Annotated in this window: 17 protein-coding genes; 1 reads left to right on the forward strand and 16 read right to left on the reverse strand. The window is 54.9% G+C overall.

Annotation, left to right across the window (positions count from 1 at the left end):
• Positions 1–2: 2 nt before the first annotated feature.
• Genes OEV49_01480 through OEV49_01510 form a run of 7 tightly spaced genes read right to left on the reverse strand, consistent with a single transcriptional unit; the run spans position 3 to position 7,472 of the window.
• Positions 3–779: a TatD family hydrolase gene (locus OEV49_01480; protein ID MDH3889727.1), complete on the reverse strand. Its 777-nt coding sequence runs from the start codon at positions 777–779 to the stop codon at positions 3–5.
• Positions 779–2,698: a methionine--tRNA ligase gene (gene metG, locus OEV49_01485; GenBank protein ID MDH3889728.1), complete on the reverse strand. Its 1,920-nt coding sequence runs from the start codon at positions 2,696–2,698 to the stop codon at positions 779–781. The genes OEV49_01480 and metG overlap by 1 nt, the downstream gene beginning before the upstream one ends.
• Positions 2,699–2,701: 3 nt before the next feature.
• A complete protein-coding gene (gene ricT / locus OEV49_01490) occupies positions 2,702–3,640 on the reverse strand; it encodes a regulatory iron-sulfur-containing complex subunit RicT (protein ID MDH3889729.1) in 939 nt (312 codons plus the stop codon).
• A 33-nt stretch (positions 3,641–3,673) separates the two neighbouring features.
• Complete coding sequence (locus OEV49_01495) at positions 3,674–4,801, reverse strand: hypothetical protein (protein ID MDH3889730.1); 1,128 nt, start codon at positions 4,799–4,801, stop codon at positions 3,674–3,676.
• Positions 4,791–5,948, reverse strand: coding sequence for a peptidoglycan DD-metalloendopeptidase family protein (locus tag OEV49_01500; protein ID MDH3889731.1), 1,158 nt, complete (start codon positions 5,946–5,948; stop codon positions 4,791–4,793). Before OEV49_01500 ends, OEV49_01495 begins: the two co-directional genes overlap by 11 nt.
• 4 nt (positions 5,949–5,952) lie before the next feature.
• Positions 5,953–6,777 (reverse strand): permease-like cell division protein FtsX, encoded by an 825-nt coding sequence (locus OEV49_01505; GenBank protein MDH3889732.1) that lies wholly within the window; start codon positions 6,775–6,777, stop codon positions 5,953–5,955.
• Positions 6,778–6,806: 29 nt separating this feature from the next.
• Positions 6,807–7,472: an ATP-binding cassette domain-containing protein gene (locus OEV49_01510; protein ID MDH3889733.1), complete on the reverse strand. Its 666-nt coding sequence runs from the start codon at positions 7,470–7,472 to the stop codon at positions 6,807–6,809.
• A gap of 123 nt (positions 7,473–7,595) precedes the next feature.
• Between OEV49_01510 and OEV49_01515 the strand changes: the two genes are divergently transcribed.
• Positions 7,596–8,549, forward strand: coding sequence for a YCF48-related protein (locus OEV49_01515; protein ID MDH3889734.1), 954 nt, complete (start codon positions 7,596–7,598; stop codon positions 8,547–8,549).
• Between the two features lie 24 nt (positions 8,550–8,573).
• Here OEV49_01515 and OEV49_01520 read toward each other — a convergent pair whose 3' ends face one another.
• From OEV49_01520 to OEV49_01560, 9 genes are all read right to left on the reverse strand, one after another.
• Positions 8,574–9,335, reverse strand: a complete 762-nt coding sequence (locus tag OEV49_01520; protein ID MDH3889735.1) for a YIP1 family protein — start codon at positions 9,333–9,335, stop codon at positions 8,574–8,576.
• Between the two features lie 582 nt (positions 9,336–9,917).
• Complete coding sequence (gene rho / locus OEV49_01525) at positions 9,918–11,165, reverse strand: transcription termination factor Rho (protein MDH3889736.1); 1,248 nt, start codon at positions 11,163–11,165, stop codon at positions 9,918–9,920.
• Between the two features lie 53 nt (positions 11,166–11,218).
• Positions 11,219–11,575, reverse strand: coding sequence for a ribosome silencing factor (gene rsfS / locus OEV49_01530; GenBank protein ID MDH3889737.1), 357 nt, complete (start codon positions 11,573–11,575; stop codon positions 11,219–11,221).
• A 9-nt stretch (positions 11,576–11,584) separates the two neighbouring features.
• Positions 11,585–12,106 carry a LytR C-terminal domain-containing protein gene (locus OEV49_01535; protein MDH3889738.1) on the reverse strand — a complete coding sequence of 174 codons (522 nt, stop codon included), beginning with the start codon at positions 12,104–12,106 and terminating at the stop codon, positions 11,585–11,587.
• Between the two features lie 56 nt (positions 12,107–12,162).
• Positions 12,163–12,654, reverse strand: coding sequence for a hypothetical protein (locus tag OEV49_01540; GenBank protein ID MDH3889739.1), 492 nt, complete (start codon positions 12,652–12,654; stop codon positions 12,163–12,165).
• Positions 12,655–12,780: 126 nt separating this feature from the next.
• The gene (locus OEV49_01545; GenBank protein MDH3889740.1) at positions 12,781–13,524 is read right to left on the reverse strand and encodes an NTP transferase domain-containing protein; all 744 of its coding nucleotides are present in this window, start codon (positions 13,522–13,524) and stop codon (positions 12,781–12,783) included.
• 262 nt (positions 13,525–13,786) lie between these two features.
• Positions 13,787–14,137, reverse strand: coding sequence for an aspartate 1-decarboxylase (locus OEV49_01550; protein MDH3889741.1), 351 nt, complete (start codon positions 14,135–14,137; stop codon positions 13,787–13,789).
• A gap of 202 nt (positions 14,138–14,339) precedes the next feature.
• The gene (gene rpmB / locus OEV49_01555) at positions 14,340–14,573 is read right to left on the reverse strand and encodes a 50S ribosomal protein L28 (protein ID MDH3889742.1); all 234 of its coding nucleotides are present in this window, start codon (positions 14,571–14,573) and stop codon (positions 14,340–14,342) included.
• Between the two features lie 320 nt (positions 14,574–14,893).
• Positions 14,894–18,364: a thrombospondin type 3 repeat-containing protein gene (locus OEV49_01560; protein ID MDH3889743.1), complete on the reverse strand. Its 3,471-nt coding sequence runs from the start codon at positions 18,362–18,364 to the stop codon at positions 14,894–14,896.
• Between the last annotated feature and the right edge of the window lie 207 nt (positions 18,365–18,571).

Raw genomic sequence — 18,571 nt, forward strand, 5'->3', positions numbered from 1 at the left:
GGTCAATCCCCAAAAGTCTCCACCAGTCGGTACAGTTTCTGGCAGGCTCTATCGGTAACCCTCTCTACTTCGTCGACCGAAATCGAACGAAGCTCGGCCAGCTTGCGGCAGGTGTGTTTTAGGTAGGCCGGTTCATTTGTCTTGCCGCGATGTGGTACCGGCGTCAGGTATGGCGCATCGGTTTCCAGCACGATTTTCTCAAGCGGCACCTCGGCTGCCACTTGAGCCATCCCGGCACCTCGGTAAGTGATAACACCACCCAGACCGACGATAAAGCCCAACTCAAAAACCTCGTGCGCTTCCTCAACCGTTCCGGGGAAGCAGTGGAACACACCGCCCGGCAAGTCAGCTGAGTACACACGCACAATGTCAACTGTCTGGCGAAACGCCTCGCGAGTATGAATCACAACCGGCATGTTCAGCTTTGCGGCCAATTCCAATTGTTGATGAAAGGCTTTCTTCTGGACCGGACGAGGTGACAGGTCCCTGAAAAAATCCAGCCCGATCTCGCCGATAGCGACTACTTTGTGGTGAGAGGCAAGCTGCTCAAGCTCGGTGAGGATGTCTTCGTTGACAGTTTTTGCATCGTGCGGATGAACACCAACCGTGGCATATATCATCTCGTGGCTTGAGGCCAAGTCGACCGACCTTCGGGAGGATTTGATATCGGCGCCGATATTGACTACTGTGTGAACAGAGGCACCCCGGGCCGCAGCCAGTACCTCGTCGAGCCTGGAGTGGAACGGTTCAAAGTCCAGATGGCAATGGGAGTCGATCATCAACTCACTCTGGCGCCCAGCGGCAGGTCGCCGTCCGGTATCACCAAAGCCAGCTTCTTGCCTTTGCTTGCCGCCAGCAGCATGCCGTTGGATTCTACGCCACGGATTTTGGCCGGCTTGAGATTGGTCACGACAATTATGCTCATGCCGATGATCTTTTCCGGGCTGTACTGTTTGGCAATACCGGCCACGATCTGACGTTTATGGTCACCCAGATCGATCTGAAGCTTGAGTAGTTTGTCGGCTCCTTCGACTGTCTCAGCTTCCAGCACTTTGGCCACGCGCATGTCGGCTCTGGCGAAGTCGGAAATGTCCAGCAGGTTGGCTTCAGCCGATCCCGCATCCGCGGTTACAGCCGGCTTCTTGGCTTCGGATGGCTTCAGACGCGGGAAGATCGATCCATCGATATGAATCTTTGCGCCCGGCTGGAGGTTAAAGAATTCGCGTGCATTGTCCAGGGAGAGTGTGCTGTCGTCGAGTGAGAGTACGCCACGCAGCTCACGCATCTTTGTCGGCATAACCGGAAAGAGCACCACCGACACAATCCGCAGGATTTCGCAGCAAGTATACAGAACACCGCCAAGCTCATCGGTGCGTCCCTCTTTAGCCAGTTTCCAGGGGGCCAGGTCATTGAAGAATTTGTTGGCGGCGCGCACCATGTCTATCGCATCGCCGATGGCGCGACCGATGCGAAAACCATTTATGTGTTCGTGTGCGGCGTTCGGCAGTCGCTCCGCCTGTTCCATCAAAGCCTGCATTCCCTCAAGGCCCTCCAGCGGTTTGGGCAAACGACCCTCAAAGTTGACCATGACCATCTTGGCCACCCGTGAAACCAGATTGCCGAGGTCGTTGGCCAGGTCGGAGTTGTATTGAGTGATAAACCGGTTGGCCTGAATGTCGCCGTCGATGCCGAATGGGTACTGCGTCAACAAGAGGTATCGGGCCCCATCCGCGCCGAATTCAGAGACCATGTCATTGGGGTCTATCTTGGCCCCGATTGACTTCGACATTTTCTGTCCATCCACAGTGAAGAAGCCGTGAAGGAACATAGTCTCGGGGAGTTTGACTCCGGCCGCCATCAACATGGCCGGCCACCAAAGACAATGAAACTTAAGGATGTCTTTGGCCATGAGGTGGACCACGTCGGCCTTGTTCCACCATTTGTCGAACTTGTCCGGATCATCGGCATACCCGATGGCACTGATATAGTTCGAGAGGGCGTCGACCCAAACATAAGCCACCTGCGATTCATCGAACGGCAACGGGATGCCCCATTTGACTCTTTCGCGCGAGAGAGAAAAATCGGGCAAGTCCTGATCGATCAGTCCGAGGACCTCTCGTCTTCGTTCATCGGGCAGAATTTTCAGTTCGCCGGTCTCGATCTTCTCCTTCAGAATAGGCAGGTAGGCGCTGAGTCTGAAAAAGTAGTTTTCCTCTTTGAGTTTTTCCGGTGCTTTCTGGTGATCCGGACAGAGGCCATCAACCAGCTCCTTCTCGGTGAGAAATTTCTCGCAACCGGTGCAGTAGAGACCTTCATAGTAGCCAGAGTATACTACATCAAGGCCGTCGTCTGTCTTGGCGGCTCGCATGGCGTCGAGGATTTTCCGGACCGCCTCTTCATGACGTTTGGAAGTAGTGCGAATGAAATCGTCGTAGGCAATATCGAGATTCGTCCAGGCTTGTTTGAAAGTTTCGATCGATTTGTTACAGAACTCGACTTCGGAGACACCGGCTTCAGCAGCGGCTTCGGCTACTTTGGAACCGTGTTCATCGGTCCCGGTCAGGAAAAAGGATTCGCGTCCGGTCAGTCGATAGAATCGAGCCAGCAGGTCGGCTGCAATTGTCGTGTAAGCATGGCCAATATGCGGTTTATCATTGACGTAATAAATCGGCGTGGTAACATAGAATGGTCTTGGCACCTGCTAACTCCTCTCTGATTCGGTATCAGTTTCCGGCGGTCGACCGTTTTTGTCCGACGGTCTATTTGTCGGCCTTTGACGCCTCTTCCTTGCGTCGGTGGAGCCGTCGGCAGTTGAGCCATGGATGGTCTCGGCCCGTCCTTTGGGGGTCATGAGCCCGTCGGCGGGGCTGCTGAAGCGATGACCTTCGGAATCTCGAATGATTGCTTCTTCCTTGAAGATATCAATCCGTTCGATAGTGCCCGACTCGCCCGCTTTGGTAGTGACATGCGAACCGGCAGCCGGAAAACGGCGCTTGCATTCACCATACTGCCCGGCTTCATAGCGAAGGCAGCAGAGCAGGCGACCGCAGTTGCCTGAGATTTTGGCCGGGTTCAAAGGTAAATCCTGCTCGCGGGCGTGCTGCGTGGAGATGGGAGCAAAATCCTGGATGAAGGTGTTGCAACACTGCCTCAGACCGCAGATACCGTAGCCACCCAGCCGCCTTGCCTCGTCGCGCACACCTATTTGTCTAAGTTCGATACGGGTCCGAAACTTGGCCGCCAACTCCTTTACCAGTTCGCGGAAATCCACGCGGTGATCGGCCGTGAAGTAAATGGTCATCTTGTTGCCGTCGAACTGACATTCAACATCGACCACTTTCATCTCCAGCTTGTATGTGGCGACTGTCTTGATGACTTCGCCTTGAAAGTCGCGTTCCCTGCTTCTGAGGTCTTGAAGCGCCTCGACATCTTCGCCCGAAGCCCGCCTTAGAATGGAACGGGGTCGCCCGCGGTCACCTAAGTCCGATTGAGTTTCTACTTTGTTGAGCAACACTCCGATGTCCTCGCCTCGTTCGGCTTGCACGATTACCAGGTCATCGATTTTGAGGGAGTGATAATAGCTGTTGAAGAAGTACTCTTTGCGCGAACCTTTGAATTCTACCAGATATAGTTCAGCCATCGATTTATTCCATTTACTGCCGACGCCGGATTATTAACGTGATCGGGTGGCGTCGATCAACGCCCTGAGCTTGAGCACCAGAGCTGTCAATGAGCCAAGAATATGCACATTCAAGCCCAAATCGGCAAGGCTAATCTTGATTTGGTCGGACATCTCGGCCGCCAGGCGAGAATCGACAAAATAGGTCGACAATTTCTTCAGGTCGGCGGCAAAGTCGATGTTGGTCAGTTCGTTGTCGTCGCCAAGGACGGCAAAGCGCGAACAGTCACGGATTAACGATTGCCACAGCTTCAGCAATTGATCCGCCTGGCCACGATCGCGGGGGCTTATCAACTCCGACAGGTGGGCCACGACTTCGGGGCCATCCTGCGTGAGCAAAGACTTGAACAGGAGAAAACCGACCGCTCGCTGGGACGAATCCTCATCCTCTTCGCCGTGGATCAACTCGATAGCTTTGCCCAGTGAGCCGTCGGCAATGCGGGACAGAAGCTGAGCCCGGCTTGCGGTCAATTGGTACTGCCCGATCAGATACTGTTCGATTGCTTCGGAGCCGATACGTTCCAGCCTGACTTTTTGGGCACGCGACTGGATGGTCGGCAGAAGCGCTTCCGGCCGTTCGGCGGTGAGCACTATAACCGTATCGGTGGGAGGTTCTTCGATCATCTTCAGCAGGGCGTCGGCTGAGTCGAGCCTCATTCGTTCCATGCGATCAAACAAGACCAGCCGCGTGATGCCTTCGGGCGCTTTGCGACTGAGTGAACGTTTGATTTCGCGGGCCGTGGCAATGGGAATATTGGTGGTGGCCGTGGCAGTGATGAGGGCAAACGGTTCACGACGCCGAGTTTCCAAAACCTCGTTGGTCAACTCGACGGCATCAGTCGAGGTCTTGTGCGGCGGCAAAGGAACGGCCACCATGAGACCCTCAAAATTCAATCCGAAAACAGCGCGGCAGTTGCGACAGGCACCGCACGGAGTGAGATCGGTGTCCTCTTTTTTGGGCTGCTCACAGTTGAGCAAGGCGGCCAGCGACACCGCCAGAGCCCAGGGACCCAGTCCTTCGCGGCCATGAAAGAGGTATGTTCCGGCCACCCGGTCGGACTCGAATGACCGCGCCAACAGCGTCCAGGCTTTGGGTTGGAATTGTCGGATATCAAAGGGCATCAAATCGTATCCACTTCACGGGATCAAGCGGCTGGCGTCCCTCTCTCAGTTCGAATTTCACGCGACCTTCCGAGGCCGCTACGGCCACCTGGTCACCGGCATGCACATAGCGACCGACTGTCACCGCGACGCGGTCCAGTCCGGCATAGGTGCTGTAGTACCGATCACCGTGATCCAGGATAACGAATTTCCCGTAGCCACGCAAATCCCCAACGTAAGCCACTGTGCCTGCCCCCACGGCTGTGACCTTTCGCCCCGCCGCAGCCTTGATGGTAACACCCGGTGAGAACGATTTCAGGTGGGTTATCGGATGCACCTTCGATCCAAAAGTCTCGATGATTTTCCCCCGCACCGGCGGCGGCAATTGTCCCTTCATCGACGCAAATACGGACGGCGGCAGCGTCTGACCGGGCGGTGGCTGACGCTGTTGTTCCAAGCGGGCGATGATGCCCTCCATCTCCTCGGCCGCCTGTTGCAGCATCAGCAGATGGTCGGCTTCTTCGGTTTTACGACGACGCAGGGCCTGAAGCTTTTTCTGTTGCCGCTCTTTTCTGCTTTTGTCGAGCGCCGTGGCGGTCTCTTTCTTCTTCTTGAGTCCGGCCACGCGCGATTTTTCACCTGAGAAATCATCCAACTGTTCGATTGATTCGTTCAGATAGGCCGATGCGGCTGCTACGTGACCGGCCTCGAAATCAGCCAGGGCCGTAAGGTAAACGACGCGACGGTTCAACTCCACTTCCTGATTGGGCGCTTCGGAAGTTGCCGCCGTGGGGCTATGTGCTACCAGATAAAAACGATGAACACCAGCCAGGAATCGACGCCGGGTCTGTTGGTAATCATCACGGCTCTGTGTCAACTGTTCGGTGGCCGCTCCAATATCTTTCTTTATGGCATTCAGCTTCTTGTTCAAGCGCTGGATCACCTTCCGATTGGATACGATTTTCTGATCGTACTCGGAGACGTTTTTTTGAACGCCCGTCTCTTCGCGCTTGAGTGAGTCCAGTCTCTTTTGCCCCTGTTCGACTTCCTCTTGAATCTGCTGGAGTTCTTTTCTCTGATCGAATATCTTCTCTTTTTGGTCCTTGGCCGAAAGCAAGCCGACCGGGATGCACACGGCCAAAAGAACTGTCAGGGTAGTCACTCGCATGGGTCTACCTGAGCATCTTTCTGATTCCGAGGTAGCCGCTCACCAGACCGACAAAAGATACCACGCCTACGAACATGGCCATTTCTTCAAGTGGCGGCAGAACCAGCTCGAATCGGGCGAAGGACACCCGCGAGTGAACGTATAGCACCGCTGCCCATCCGGCCAGGCCGGAAAGAGAGCTGATGACGAGTCCCTCCAGTAAAAACGGTGCAGCCAGAAACATGCGACCGGCTCCGAGAATCTGCATCTGGCGGAAACCAATGGCCCGGGTCTGGGTCATGAGACGGATATTGTTGGCCGAACCAATTAACGCCGCCATCAGAATCAAGCCGCCCAGGATCATCCCCAGGCTCAGAGTGATGGCTCGCGTCTCTTCGGCTTTGGCCAACCAGCGTTGCCCGTAGAAGGCCAACTCAACCCCTTCCATCTGCAGTACCTGGGTCTCGACTTCGGTCATTGCCTTGGTGGTGAGGGCATCATCTTCGAATGTTAGTATATATGAAGCAGGTAGCGGATTGGTGCTGTCGTAACCGACTAACAGATCGGCGCCGATCAGGTCGGCCAGTCTGCGGCGCGCCTGATCGGTTGAGATGAAAGTCACACTCTTGACACCGTCGACCTCCTGAAGCTTCGGCTGCAAGTCGAGCTGGGTTGAATCCGACGATGGTGCTTCTATGAACAACTCCATTTCCATCTCTGACAGCATCTGCGTATAGAAGCGATCCGATGTCCCGGCCGCAATCCAGAAAAGATCGAACAACAAAAACAACAGAGTGAGCGACATGAACGAACTGAAAGCGGCGCCTGGATGGCCGAAAAGATTGCGCAATAACTCTCTTGCGATGTGGGTCAGGGCTTTCACAGCAGAGTACCGTTTTCGATTCGTAAGTGATCACTGGCCGGCAGGACTTTGCTGTCGGTCTCGGAGGTTAGAATGATCATCGACCGCCCGGACAACGAGACCCGCACCAGGTAGTCGAAAATGTCCCCATAGGTGGCCGGGTCCAGCCCTGCCGAGGGTTCATCGATTATCAACAACGGTTGGTGGGCTATCGAAGCGCGCGCAAACTGAGCCAGAGTGTATTCCACCCGCGTGAGTTGATATGGACGCAGTCCGGCCTGTTTGAGTAGCTTGAACTCGGTCAGTGTTTTCATCAGCCGCTCACGGCGGATACGTCGACGTTCGGCAATGAGGATCAGCGGGAAGAGTACGTTTTCGGCAACCGTCAAGCTCGGCACCAGATCATAGACACCACCCACGCCGCCGACCCGACGTCGTAGTCGTTTCAGCCGATGCCTGCGCCCCGGCTTCAGAGTCTCACCAAAAAGCTCGACGGCGCCACTGTCGGGAAACTTCAGGCCCAATAACAGTTCGATCAGAGTCGTTTTGCCTGAGCCGGCCGCCCCGGATATGACAACCGACCTTCCGGCGGAGATAGACAAATTGACATCTTCAAAAATCGGTTCGCCGCGATCCGAAGTATGAAAGACGTTGCTGAATTCGACTATCGGTTTGTTCGCCATAGACAGAGACCAGTGCAGGATTCTCAGATCGTTTGACTTTGCAGGCGCAAGGTCGTAGTTTCAATTGTTATCAACAATCGGTCAACTTTACCGAACTATGATTGTAAAAAGGCTACGAACAAAATGACAACAAAAAACCTCATGATCCGCTCACTGGTCGCCACCCTGATAACGCTGTGCACGGCCGGTCAAGTGTCCTCACAAGAGTGGCAAAGCATCAAGTTTCCCAGTCCGGCCAATCTTACCGGCGTATGCTTTGTGCATCCCGATACCGGCTTTGTGGTCACCGACTATGGTGAGTTTGGTCGCACCGTCGATGGTGGCAAACGCTGGTTCATGAAGCAAATCACTACCGGGGCAGCCCTTGAGGATGTGTCGTTTATCAGCGGAAATCTGGGTTTTGTTTGTGGTCGCGGAGCATCGCTCTATCGCACTCTTGACGGCGGTGCAACCTGGGATAACATGTCGCTAAAAGACACTATCCCCTGGCTGTTCGACATCGAATTGCTCACCGGTCAGGTTGTAATGGTGGCCGGCGCCACCCGGGCTCAGGCCGATCCGTATGAAGGTCTTATGCTCAGATCGACCGACGGCGGTAAGACTTTTGATCGCCAGAAAATAGTGGGTGTGGGATACAAAGAGTTTTTCTATCGCCCCGGCGGGCCGCTCTTCTTGTTGACTATGGGTGGATTAAGCCGCTCCGAGGACCTCGGCGAGAGTTGGAAGACCAGCCTGACATCCGACGGCAAACCGGGCCGAGCCTTGTCATTCGCCGGCGCCACCGCCGTTATCGCCGGGCCGCAAGGTATGTGCGCTTACTCAGCCGACAGCGGACGGACCTGGCGGGTGAATGACCGATCGGATAAGGAAGTCTACATCGCCGTCGAGATGATCGATGAAAAGACCGGCTATATCGGTGGTCATCCCGGAGTATTGCTCAAGACCGAGGATGGCGGGCGCAGTTGGTCAGACGAGCCTATGGCGACCAAGTTCACCGTGCTCGATTTCTATTTGATGTCGGACAAACTCTACGCCGTCGGCACCGGCGGCGGGATGGCCGTCAAAAAAGTGAAGTAGGCCGACGGGCCAGCCCGCTCTCCGCTACACCCAACTCAACTCGACGCCTGAAAAGCTCATACCCAACACAATCAGTCCGACCATCAGGCCGATAACTATCACCGCCGGAATGGCCGCGACCATTATCCCTTTGCCTCGCGATATGCCAAAGACAGCAGCATACCCGATACCGGTCACAATGACCCCCCAAATGACGAAGAAATCCATCATGGAGAGTAGCGCGTAGAGGATTGAGGTGAAGTCTTTGCCCGGCATCAGGGCGGCGAATCCGAGAGAAACGTAGGCCGTGTCTTTGGCCAAAATCAGCGGCATTCTAATCAACCCGCCGACCACTGAAATCAGACTGCCCATAATGCCGACCGCCCAGACCGCCGAAAACTTGGCCTTCCCGCCGAAAACGAAGCTGCCCAAGAACCAGGCGATCAGCGCCCCGATAATACTGCCGATCAAGATACCGAAAAACGGGCCGAGTGCGCCGCTGACCGGTCCGGAATCGAGAGCCTTTTGATGTATCTCTTCCAGGGCGGAAGCAGGAATGGTGGTCGAGGTCTTGAGCATGTCATACTGAATCATGCCGGTCTGCTTGACGGTCACGGCGCCGGTTATCGCAGCCAGAATCAAAACCGTGATGAGGGGAACTATGAGTCTGGGGCGTTTGCAGAACTCGTCAAAGGTCTGACCGGGCGCCGTGAAAACGCCCATCATCAAGCTCGTGATGCTGCGGCCGGAATTCGAGCCGGCGACCGGGTAACCGCTCGGCGAATTGGAAATTGGAGGAGTTTCCATTGTCTTTGTCCTTTTTGTTAATCTGTCCTGATTTAGGTACGAGTAACTTGATGGAAAATTCAACCAAAAGATAGATGGAAATCGAGAGTGCCCGCGGGCAGCCTGGACTGCGCTTGGCATGACTTCGATGTCTTCTCTTTTGTAGCGGCTGGCTGAGCGACCCCGGACTTTGAAGTCTTCTCTTTTGTAGGGTGGGTCCGTCTTCGGACCCGCCAGCCTCGAATTGACTGACACGGTAGCCCACCCAGAGGCTTTGCGCCGGGTGGGTTCCTTGTCGCGGTATCAATCTCGTCATGGCGGATTGACCCGCATCCAGGTCTGTGTTCGAAGACTGGATTCCGGCCTTCGCCAGAATGACAATTCAAGAAGTTCGAAACATGGTGTACAGCACAATCGGTTCCTGTCACGCCGGCGAAGGCCGGGGTCCATCTTCTCGTGTAGGTCAAAACCCTGTCCCGAAAGGATCGTCACCCTTCGACTCCGCTCAGGGTGAGGTGGGCGCCTGCTCAGGTGAGGGTTGGAGACGCGCGGAGCGCGAAGAAGTGATTTATCACCGCGGAGCGCGAAAGACAGGTTTACCTGTCAGTCCTTCATCGAAGCTAAGAACCGTTCGTTGTTCTTGGTTTTTTTGAGGCGATCATTGAGGAACTCCATCGCTTCAATCGGATTCATCTCAGCCAGGAACTTGCGCAAAACCCAGATCTTAGTCAGCACATCTTCGTCCATGAGCAACTCTTCCTTACGAGTCGATGAACGATTGATGTCCATGGCGGGGAAGATACGACGGTCGGACAGCCTGCGATCCAGCACCAGTTCCATGTTGCCGGTCCCTTTGAACTCTTCGAAGATAACTTCGTCCATTCGCGATCCGGTTTCGATCAGAGCGGTGGCGATGACCGACAGTGAGCCACCCTCTTCGATGTTGCGAGCGGCGCCGAAGAACCTTTTCGGTTTGTGCAGCGCGTTGGAGTCGACACCGCCGGAGAGAATTTTGCCTGAATGCGGCACGACCGAGTTGTGGGCGCGCGCCAGTCGGGTGAGCGAATCGAGCAGGATGACAACATCATGGCCGGATTCGGTCAGACGTTTCGATTTCTCAAGTACCATGTTGGCTACCTGAACGTGTCGCTCGGCCGGTTCGTCGAAGGTCGAGGAGATGACTTCACCGTTAACCGAGCGCTTCATGTCGGTAACTTCCTCGGGACGTTCATCGATCAGCAGGACGATCAGCTTGACCTCGGGATGGTTGGTGGTTATGGCCTGGGCAATGTTTTGCAAAATGATGGTCTTACCCGCTTTGGGCGGCGAGGTGATCAGAGCACGTTGGCCTTTGCCGATGGGACACATGAGATCGATAATCCGGGTGGTCAACCGCTCGGGGGTGACCTCAAGTTTGAAGGCCTCATCGGGATAGAGCGGCGTGAGATTATCAAACAGTATTTTGTGCTTGGTTTTCTCCGGATCATTGAAATTGACCGACTCGATTTTGAGAAGAGCAAAGTATCGTTCATTGTCCTTGGGCGGACGCACCTGCCCGGCCACGATGTCGCCTGTGCGCATATCGAATCGTTTTATCTGCGACGGCGAGACATAAATATCGTCCTGCCCCGGCAGATAGTTGTAATCCGGCGAGCGCAAAAAGCCATAACCTTCATCCAAAATCTCCAACACGCCGTCGGCCAAAATCGTGCTGTCTGAGGATGAAGCATTTTCCATGATTTTGTAAATCAACTCCGACTTTCGCAGACCTGAGACACCGGGGATATCCATGTCCTCGGCCATCTTTAAGAGGTCGGCGATAGTTTTTGCTTTGAGATCAACTAACTCCATGATAAGTCCTTAAGTTAAGAATATGTTGTACTTGTCTTCGTCCCCGGGGAGGTTCAGTCGTCGGACAATTCCTCAACCGGGGCATCGCCCCATAATCGTTCGAGGGCGTAGAATTGACGTGTCGATTCCAGGAATATGTGTACCACAACGTCGATATAATCCAGCAATACCCAGCTACCCTGTGAGTATCCTTCGCGATGATATGGCTTGTACCCTCTCTCCATCAAGCCGTCCTCCACCGCTCTCACGATGGCCTTCACGTGGACATCCGCTTCGCCTGATGCGATGACAAAGTAGTCGGCCACCGACGAGACAGCTTTGACTTTCAGGATTTTGACATCGAATCCCTTCTTCTCCAAAGCCAGTCTTCCGGCCAGTTGGGCCTGCTCGAGCACCGAAAGTTCCTTCAAGAGTTTAGGCTATTTCTCCTTGACGTGGTTTTTTAGCAGGTCAATGGTTTCCCAGTCTTCACCCAAAACCAGTGTGACCGAAACCTGACGGTAATTGTTTTCGAGCGGCCTGCAGCCAATTTCGTCTGCGGGCAGCCCCAGTTTGACGGCCAGCAAACCGGCAATGCTAACATCTTCATCCCGGGACAACATAAAGGTCTGTCTGACCGTGGAGACTTCGAAATTGTCGGTGTCAACCACTCGGATTTCCAGGTCGTCGTCGGCATAGTTGGACAACCCATCGGCCAACCGTGAAGCCAGGCCGGTGACACCACAGCCGTTGAGAATCTGTAGCCTGACCACATGCTCCGGTGATCCCAGAGTCCGCGAAACACCCTGACTTACCCGAATCGACATGCTGACCACGTAGACCAAAACGATTACAAACACAGCCGCGATCGACAGTTCCAAGAGCCGGGAGCGCTGTACACGCTGCCGCCACGAAACCGGATTGGCCCCATCGGTTCTTTGTGGCTTTGATGATTTATACATTTGAGTTTTGAGTGAAAGAGGAAGGGAATCACGGAACCTGAGCCGGCCGCCAACGACTAGCGCAGACCGATCGGACTATGCCAAGACCTACTCCTGTCAACCAAAGGGTTCAAAACTGCATCGTATCGTTGAATCATAAAAGTCATCCGGAATTTGTCCGAAGGATGATAGTCCAAAGTAAAGCCCGGCAGAAGCGTGGCCTCACGGCCTTCACCCCAATTGCCGCCGGAGTGGGCGACGCCCAGGTTAAGACTCAAACTGAGCTTGGAGGATATCTCGTAGAACATCGTTGAATTCAACAACCCCACCGAACCGGAAGCAGCGCCGCCGGAAAAGAAGCCCACGGAATAACTATGAGACCAGGTTATCCTGGAGAGGTCCAACAAAGAAAAAGGATTGGCCGCAGGCTTGACCGACAACCCGCCGGTCTTCGACAGATTCTCAAGCTCGGCGCGATCTGCCATCTGGGCCGACGCCAAAGAAGCCAACGTGACCAGCGCCAAGGCCATCAACAAGTATCTCAAATGATGGTTCATAATCTTATACATAGAATCTATCTCCATTTCCTTGAGTCGTCAACCAAAAAAAGACAAAAGGTCTATAATCTGCCGGACATCTTTCTCACCATTATAACGTTGCAGTTGGCCTCATAGATCAATCAAATCGTCAATTGTTCAAGTTTTTTCGGCAAACTTCCTGGCCAACAGGTCCAGTTGTTCGGTCGAATTGACACCCAAACCCTCATCAGGATCCTCTGTTGTTACCACAGCGACCTTTTGGCCGGAGCCGTGCAGTATCTTAATCGTGTCGGTCAGGTAGTACTCCTGCTGACTGTTCTGATTTGTGATCTTGTCCAGCGACTGGTACAAGAGTCGGTTATCAAAACAAAAAGCTCCTGTGTTTATCTCTTTTATCGCAAGAATCTCGTCTGTTGCATCCCTATGCTCCACGATTTCCTGCAAAAGGTCCGAGTCCGGTACTCTGACAATTCGGCCGTATCCGGTCGGGTCGTCGAGAATAGCTGTCAAACAAGTAGCCGCGGCGCCGAGGCTTTCGTGAGTGTCGAACAGGTTCTTGAATGAGTCAGTCGACACAAAGGGCATGTCGCCCAAGGCCACCAGAGTGGTCCCCTCGAAATCAGCTAATTCCCTGCGGGCCATCATAACTGCATGGCCGGTTCCGAGTTGCTCACGCTGCCAAACAAAATCCACCCGGCTGTCAGCCAGTTGTTTCTGGACCAACTCGCCCTGGTATCCTATAACCAGCACCGTTTTGCTTATATTCAGAGTTTCCAGCCGCTCCAGTACTACGGAGATCATTGGACGACCATTGATCGTGTGCAGCACTTTCGGCAGGTCGGATTCCATCCGCTTGCCTTTCCCGGCGGCCAGGACGATAGCGGCTCTGTTTTTGGACATCGGGTTCTTTCGTTCCTTGCTCAGATTGTGATCCCGCATAGCGGGCGGGTCGTGTCTCCACCGAACATTGTCACCCTGAGCGCAGTCGAATGGCGCCATTCTCCGGGGCGACGCAAGGCCGCCCCCTACGAGGCGTCATGCGATATTCCTGTTACCGTTTCGTCGGGTCTTGGCGTCCTGCCCTCGGTGGCCGCAAAACCTGACGAAACTCGCACTTTTGAGACAGTCCTCCAATCAGATAGCGGCCAAATCCCGTTAGCGGCTAATCCACCGGCCTGTTGTCTTTATCGACATGGACAATAGCCGGCTTGAAGAGTTCGGCCTCCCCTTTTTCGAGATGGCCGTAGGCAATGATGATGATCAGATCACCGATACTCCCCTTGCGAGCGGCCGCGCCGTTGAGGCCGATAGTGCCGCTGTCTGCCTTACCCTCGATGACATAAGTTTCGAAGCGTTCACCGTTGGCGATATTGGCCACCTGGACCTTCTCAAATTCAACCAGATCAGCCCGACCCATCAGTTCGGAGTCGATGGTAATACTACCGACATAATCCAGATTGGCGTCCGTGATGGTGGCACGGTGGATTTTGGATTTACAGACAGTTATCAGCATTCAGTTCATAGGCCTCATCATTTGGCGAAGCAATATAGCAAAAACAGCCGATCACGCAAGCGCTTTGGTCACCTTTGCAGTCACCGTAACGTTATTATAACTTTGTGGTAAGCAGTCAGTTCCATCGAATCGGCAAAAACGGCGGGGTCACAAAAAAACCGCCCTTAAGGACGGCTAATTCGTTACCGGCTGGCCGGGTCCCTTAGGGCGTGGCCTCAGGTGCAGCCGGTGCAGCCTTGCGGCCGCGGACGTTCTTGATCACCTTACCGGCTCGCAGACAGGAGGTGCATACACTGACCCGTTTCGGTTTGCCGTCGACCAGGGCTCGCACCCGCTGGAGATTGGGGTACCAGCGCCGTTTGGTGGTATTATTGGCGTGAGAGACGTTATTTCCGAAACCTGGCTTTTTGCCGCATACTTCGCACATTTTGGACATTTCAGTCAACTCCTTTCAGTCAAGCTGCCTAATCTATGAAATCTATCGGAAAAGGCAAGCGATATTTGAGCAGCCCGCAAAGTAGAAATGTCCGGTTTTTGTTCGCGGTGGTGTCTTCACTCGCTCGGACTACGGGCAGTCCGTAGGTATCGAAATCGGACACACCCCGCAGATCGACCGAGCAACCTTGTAGGTCAGGTCCTTCACGAACCTGACAAGATAGTCAGGACCACAATCCGCCGCGGCGGACTGACCTACCTGCCCATCGGAGGCGGGTCCACGCTGCGGCGTGCAGGCAAAAACGGTCCCGCCCTACAGCCCTACGGGCAATCCGCGGGGTCGGGGCCGCCGGTGAACATGAAGTCGACCAAGTACACCAAGTCGGCGATGTCGAGATCATCTGATGTCTCCTCGCCCGGTGACTGATCATCGCTGCCATTGACATTGGCCTCAGCCCAACAGGCAGGATCCGGACCGGCCGTAAACATGTAATCTACCAGCCAGACCAAGTCGGAAATATCAATCGCATCGGCCAGGTCGTAGTCAACATTGCCGCGAATCGGCTTGATACAGCAACCGTCACAAGCATCGCCGAGTCCATCCTGATCTTCATCCTCCTGACCGGGGTTGGGTACATCGATACAATTATCGCACGAATCACCGACACCGTCAACATCCAGGTCTTCTTGAGTCGGATTGTCGATCAGATCACAATTGTCGCAGGCATCACCGACTCCGTCTGTGTCTGATTCCAACTGGTCGGGGTTATAGGTGTTAACACAATTGTCACACACATCACCCACCTCGTCCAGATCAGCGTCCTCATGCGATGGGTTGGGAATCTCCGGACAGTTGTCGCATGCGTCTCCTGAGCCATCGTCGTCGGTATCCAACTGGTCTGAGTTGCGATCGGCCGGGCAATTGTCACAGAGATCACCCACTCTGTCGCCGTCGACATCTTCCTGCGCCGGGTTTTCCAAGCCCAGACAGTTGTCACAAGCATCCCCCCGTCCATCGCTGTCGCCGTCGTCCTGGCTGTTGTTGGCAACGGCCGGGCAGTTGTCGCACAGGTCGCCGAAACCATCGCCGTCAACATCGCGCTGATCGGTATTGGCCGTTGAGGAACAGTTATCACAAGCATCGCCGACACCGTCGCCATCACTATCGGTCTGACTTGAATTGGGTTCGGTCGGACAGTTGTCTGCCACATTGGCCACGCCGTCCGAGTCCAGGTCGCCGCCTTCACATGCATCAAGGACCCGGTTTTGGTTTAAGTCATTGCCGGAGGCGGGCAGAAAGCACAGACCGGCCGGCTCAAATAAGACATCGGTGCCACGCACGAATGACCGGTAGTATCTGGCGTCGTTCACATCGTACTCAAATATCCGCCCCTGGCTGCCGGAGAAAGCGGAAAAATAGACGTTGCCGTTGGGTCCGATGCACATCCCCCATGGGGAGGTGAAACCATATTCATCACTGAAGACGCGAATGAACGCGCCGGAACTGCCGTCGTATTCGAGGATCTGATCGCTGCCGTAGCTGCTTACCAGAAGGTTTCCGTCCGGCTTGAAGGCCAACCCGCGCGGATCGTTCAGTCCGCCGGAACCGGGGCCGGCGAAAGCATCGATAAAGGCACCGGTAGCGCCGTTGTATTCGTAGACGGCATGGTTGCCGCTTGAAACGAAAAGGTTCCCATTGGGACCAAAGACGAGGCCCATTGGCTCCGTCAACGAACCGGCTCCACCAGCCACTAAATCACCCATGGAAGCCCCGGTGGACCCGTTGTACTTCTTCACGGCGTCGTTGGTTTCGTCGGCGACATATAGATGTCCGTCGGGCCCGAATGTCAAGGCGGTGGGTCGGCCCAGGCCTCCTGTGCCGGCCGAAACAAAGGCTTGACTGGTCCAGGTCGACAACTCCAGGCTCCAGACTTCAGACAGATGCCATCCAGCTATGAAAATGTGGGTACCGGCATCGTTGGCAATTACATCGTAAGGATTCCGTATGCTCACAAAGGCCGAGGGCACACCGCTGCGTCCGTGGAATTCCTGAACCCGCACGGCGGCGTTGTCACACACCATGAGGTTGTGCTGGCGGTCCATATCGATCCAGTCGGGCTGAGAATTTCCGTTGCAGTCCTGGCATTCATCCAGCACGCGATCACGGTCCAGATCGAGGGCCATGTTGTTCTGCATCTCAGTATAGTCCAGGGTTCCGTTGTTGTTACAGTCCGGATCGCACTCGTCGGGGATGTTGTTGCCGTCCTCATCCGGTGCCGACCCAACCCAGGTCTCATACAGATCCGGTATATTGTTGTTGTTGCAGTCCGGCTCGCATTCATCGAGGATTCCGTTGCCGTCGACGTCGGGCGCGCCACCGGCAATCTCCACCGGGTCGAGGATGGCGTTGCCGTTGCAGTCTTCGCATTCGTCCGGAATACCGTTGAAGTTGGTGTCGTCGCTGGTGCCCAGAAGGATGTCCTCATCGTCACCGATATTGTTGCCGTTGCAATCACGCGGGTGGCAGCCGCCCCCACCCACATCAGCTGTGATGGTCTCCTGTATTCGTCGGTGAAAACGCAAATCGATGTTGCTCTGATAGCCGGGATGACTGTGGCAGTAGCTCAAGATAGTGCCGCGGGAGGGTACGCCGTTACCGCAGTCATCGATGTGCGGATCATAGTAGTCGCTGTGCGTGTGCGGTCCGCCGCAATTGTGCCCCATCTCGTGCGCCACGACATTGATGTCCCAGTTGCCATTGTCCGGATATGTCACCGGCGCCAGGAAACTACCGTTCAAGTATGCATCGATGCCATAGGCGCCGTTGCCACAGGTACCGCCAACGAATGCGATGCCACCGAAAGGTGCATCGCGATCACCGCTGAACAAGTGGACGATGCTGAGGCCGGTCGTGTCCTCGTTGTTCCACCAGTAGTCACGAAAGCCACCTACGTCGTAGGAACTGAACGGCTCCCCGCCGGACGGCCAGAGCCGGGCAAAGGCCAGGGCCATGCGAATGTTGGTATCTCGTTCATAGATGGCTGAGACCGCGCCGATCAATTGCACGATGTAGTCTCTCGCTTCTGTCTCACTGTCGAATATATCGACGTATGACTGGTTGGCATCGATAGCGACACGCAAAAGGAGCGGTCCGCCTTCCTCCGGCGGGGCTGCGACAGATTTGTCGAGTTCAGGAATCAAGTCCAACTCAATCTCAGTACCGCAAAAGGGTACATCCAAACCACCGATAGCAGTAACCGGGCTGATCGTCAGAGCACCGTTACCGGCTTTCAGATCATCGGGCAGCGTGGTCATCGCGTAGCCGGGATGCCCCGCGCGGTCGACAAAGCCGTTAATCATTCCGGATGACGAAATGGCAAAATAGGCGTGCGAACTCTCGTCGCCCGACACCCGTCCCTTGAACAATGTAATGTCCGAACGCTCCATGGGAGCATCGCCTGAGGGACTACCGATCAGAAAACGGGCATCGTCCGCCACGACGTCAAAGCGTTCAAGTTCCAGCAACAGGGTCTCATTCATGCTGACCGGGAGTTCCAGACTCTGATAGTCCGGACCAAGTTTCGCTCTGTCAGAGGCATCGGGCGCGACTGTGGCGCGGATTGCTCGGCCGTCGTTGGTTGCTTGCAGCTCGGTGAAAACCGATGCATCCAATCCCGGTGCTGAATCGGTCCTGGCCTGACTGGGGCTCAAGACAAAGATGCTCAAAAGTAGGATGGCCAGAGTTGCTACCCGTCGAGGGCTACACGTTGAGATACCAGAGTGATGATACAAGTGAATTCTCCTCACTGTTGTTTGGACTATCTTGTCTGAAGGCGTTCTAACGCTTGCAGTATTGTAGCCTGTCGGACAGGCTTGGGGTCAATCAGTTACAATATAACAACGAAATACGAGGTGTCAATGCTCAGCGCAAGGTATGCGCCGCGAAAGCCGGTTCGCAGCCAGTTCCAGCAGTAAGCCTGATCACCGAGTTCGCGTCTC

Source organism: Candidatus Zixiibacteriota bacterium (assembly GCA_029860345.1).
Classification (GTDB): domain Bacteria; phylum Zixibacteria; class MSB-5A5; order GN15; family FEB-12; genus JAJRTA01.

What these genes read in the sequence shown, in the direction of transcription:
- rho (MDH3889736.1), bottom strand. Translation starts at nt 11,165, where the DNA reads ATGGAGTTAGTTGATCTCAAAGCAAAAACTATCGCCGACCTCTTAAAG.
- rpmB (MDH3889742.1), bottom strand. Translation starts at nt 14,573, where the DNA reads ATGTCCAAAATGTGCGAAGTATGCGGCAAAAAGCCAGGTTTCGGAAAT.
- ricT (MDH3889729.1), bottom strand. Translation starts at nt 3,640, where the DNA reads ATGGCTGAACTATATCTGGTAGAATTCAAAGGTTCGCGCAAAGAGTAC.
- OEV49_01515 (MDH3889734.1), top strand. Translation starts at nt 7,596, where the DNA reads ATGACAACAAAAAACCTCATGATCCGCTCACTGGTCGCCACCCTGATA.
- OEV49_01540 (MDH3889739.1), bottom strand. Translation starts at nt 12,654, where the DNA reads ATGTATAAGATTATGAACCATCATTTGAGATACTTGTTGATGGCCTTG.
- OEV49_01535 (MDH3889738.1), bottom strand. Translation starts at nt 12,106, where the DNA reads ATGTATAAATCATCAAAGCCACAAAGAACCGATGGGGCCAATCCGGTT.
- OEV49_01520 (MDH3889735.1), bottom strand. Translation starts at nt 9,335, where the DNA reads ATGGAAACTCCTCCAATTTCCAATTCGCCGAGCGGTTACCCGGTCGCC.
- OEV49_01495 (MDH3889730.1), bottom strand. Translation starts at nt 4,801, where the DNA reads ATGCCCTTTGATATCCGACAATTCCAACCCAAAGCCTGGACGCTGTTG.
- OEV49_01510 (MDH3889733.1), bottom strand. Translation starts at nt 7,472, where the DNA reads ATGGCGAACAAACCGATAGTCGAATTCAGCAACGTCTTTCATACTTCG.
- OEV49_01545 (MDH3889740.1), bottom strand. Translation starts at nt 13,524, where the DNA reads ATGTCCAAAAACAGAGCCGCTATCGTCCTGGCCGCCGGGAAAGGCAAG.
- OEV49_01500 (MDH3889731.1), bottom strand. Translation starts at nt 5,948, where the DNA reads ATGCGAGTGACTACCCTGACAGTTCTTTTGGCCGTGTGCATCCCGGTC.
- OEV49_01480 (MDH3889727.1), bottom strand. Translation starts at nt 779, where the DNA reads ATGATCGACTCCCATTGCCATCTGGACTTTGAACCGTTCCACTCCAGG.
- OEV49_01550 (MDH3889741.1), bottom strand. Translation starts at nt 14,137, where the DNA reads ATGCTGATAACTGTCTGTAAATCCAAAATCCACCGTGCCACCATCACG.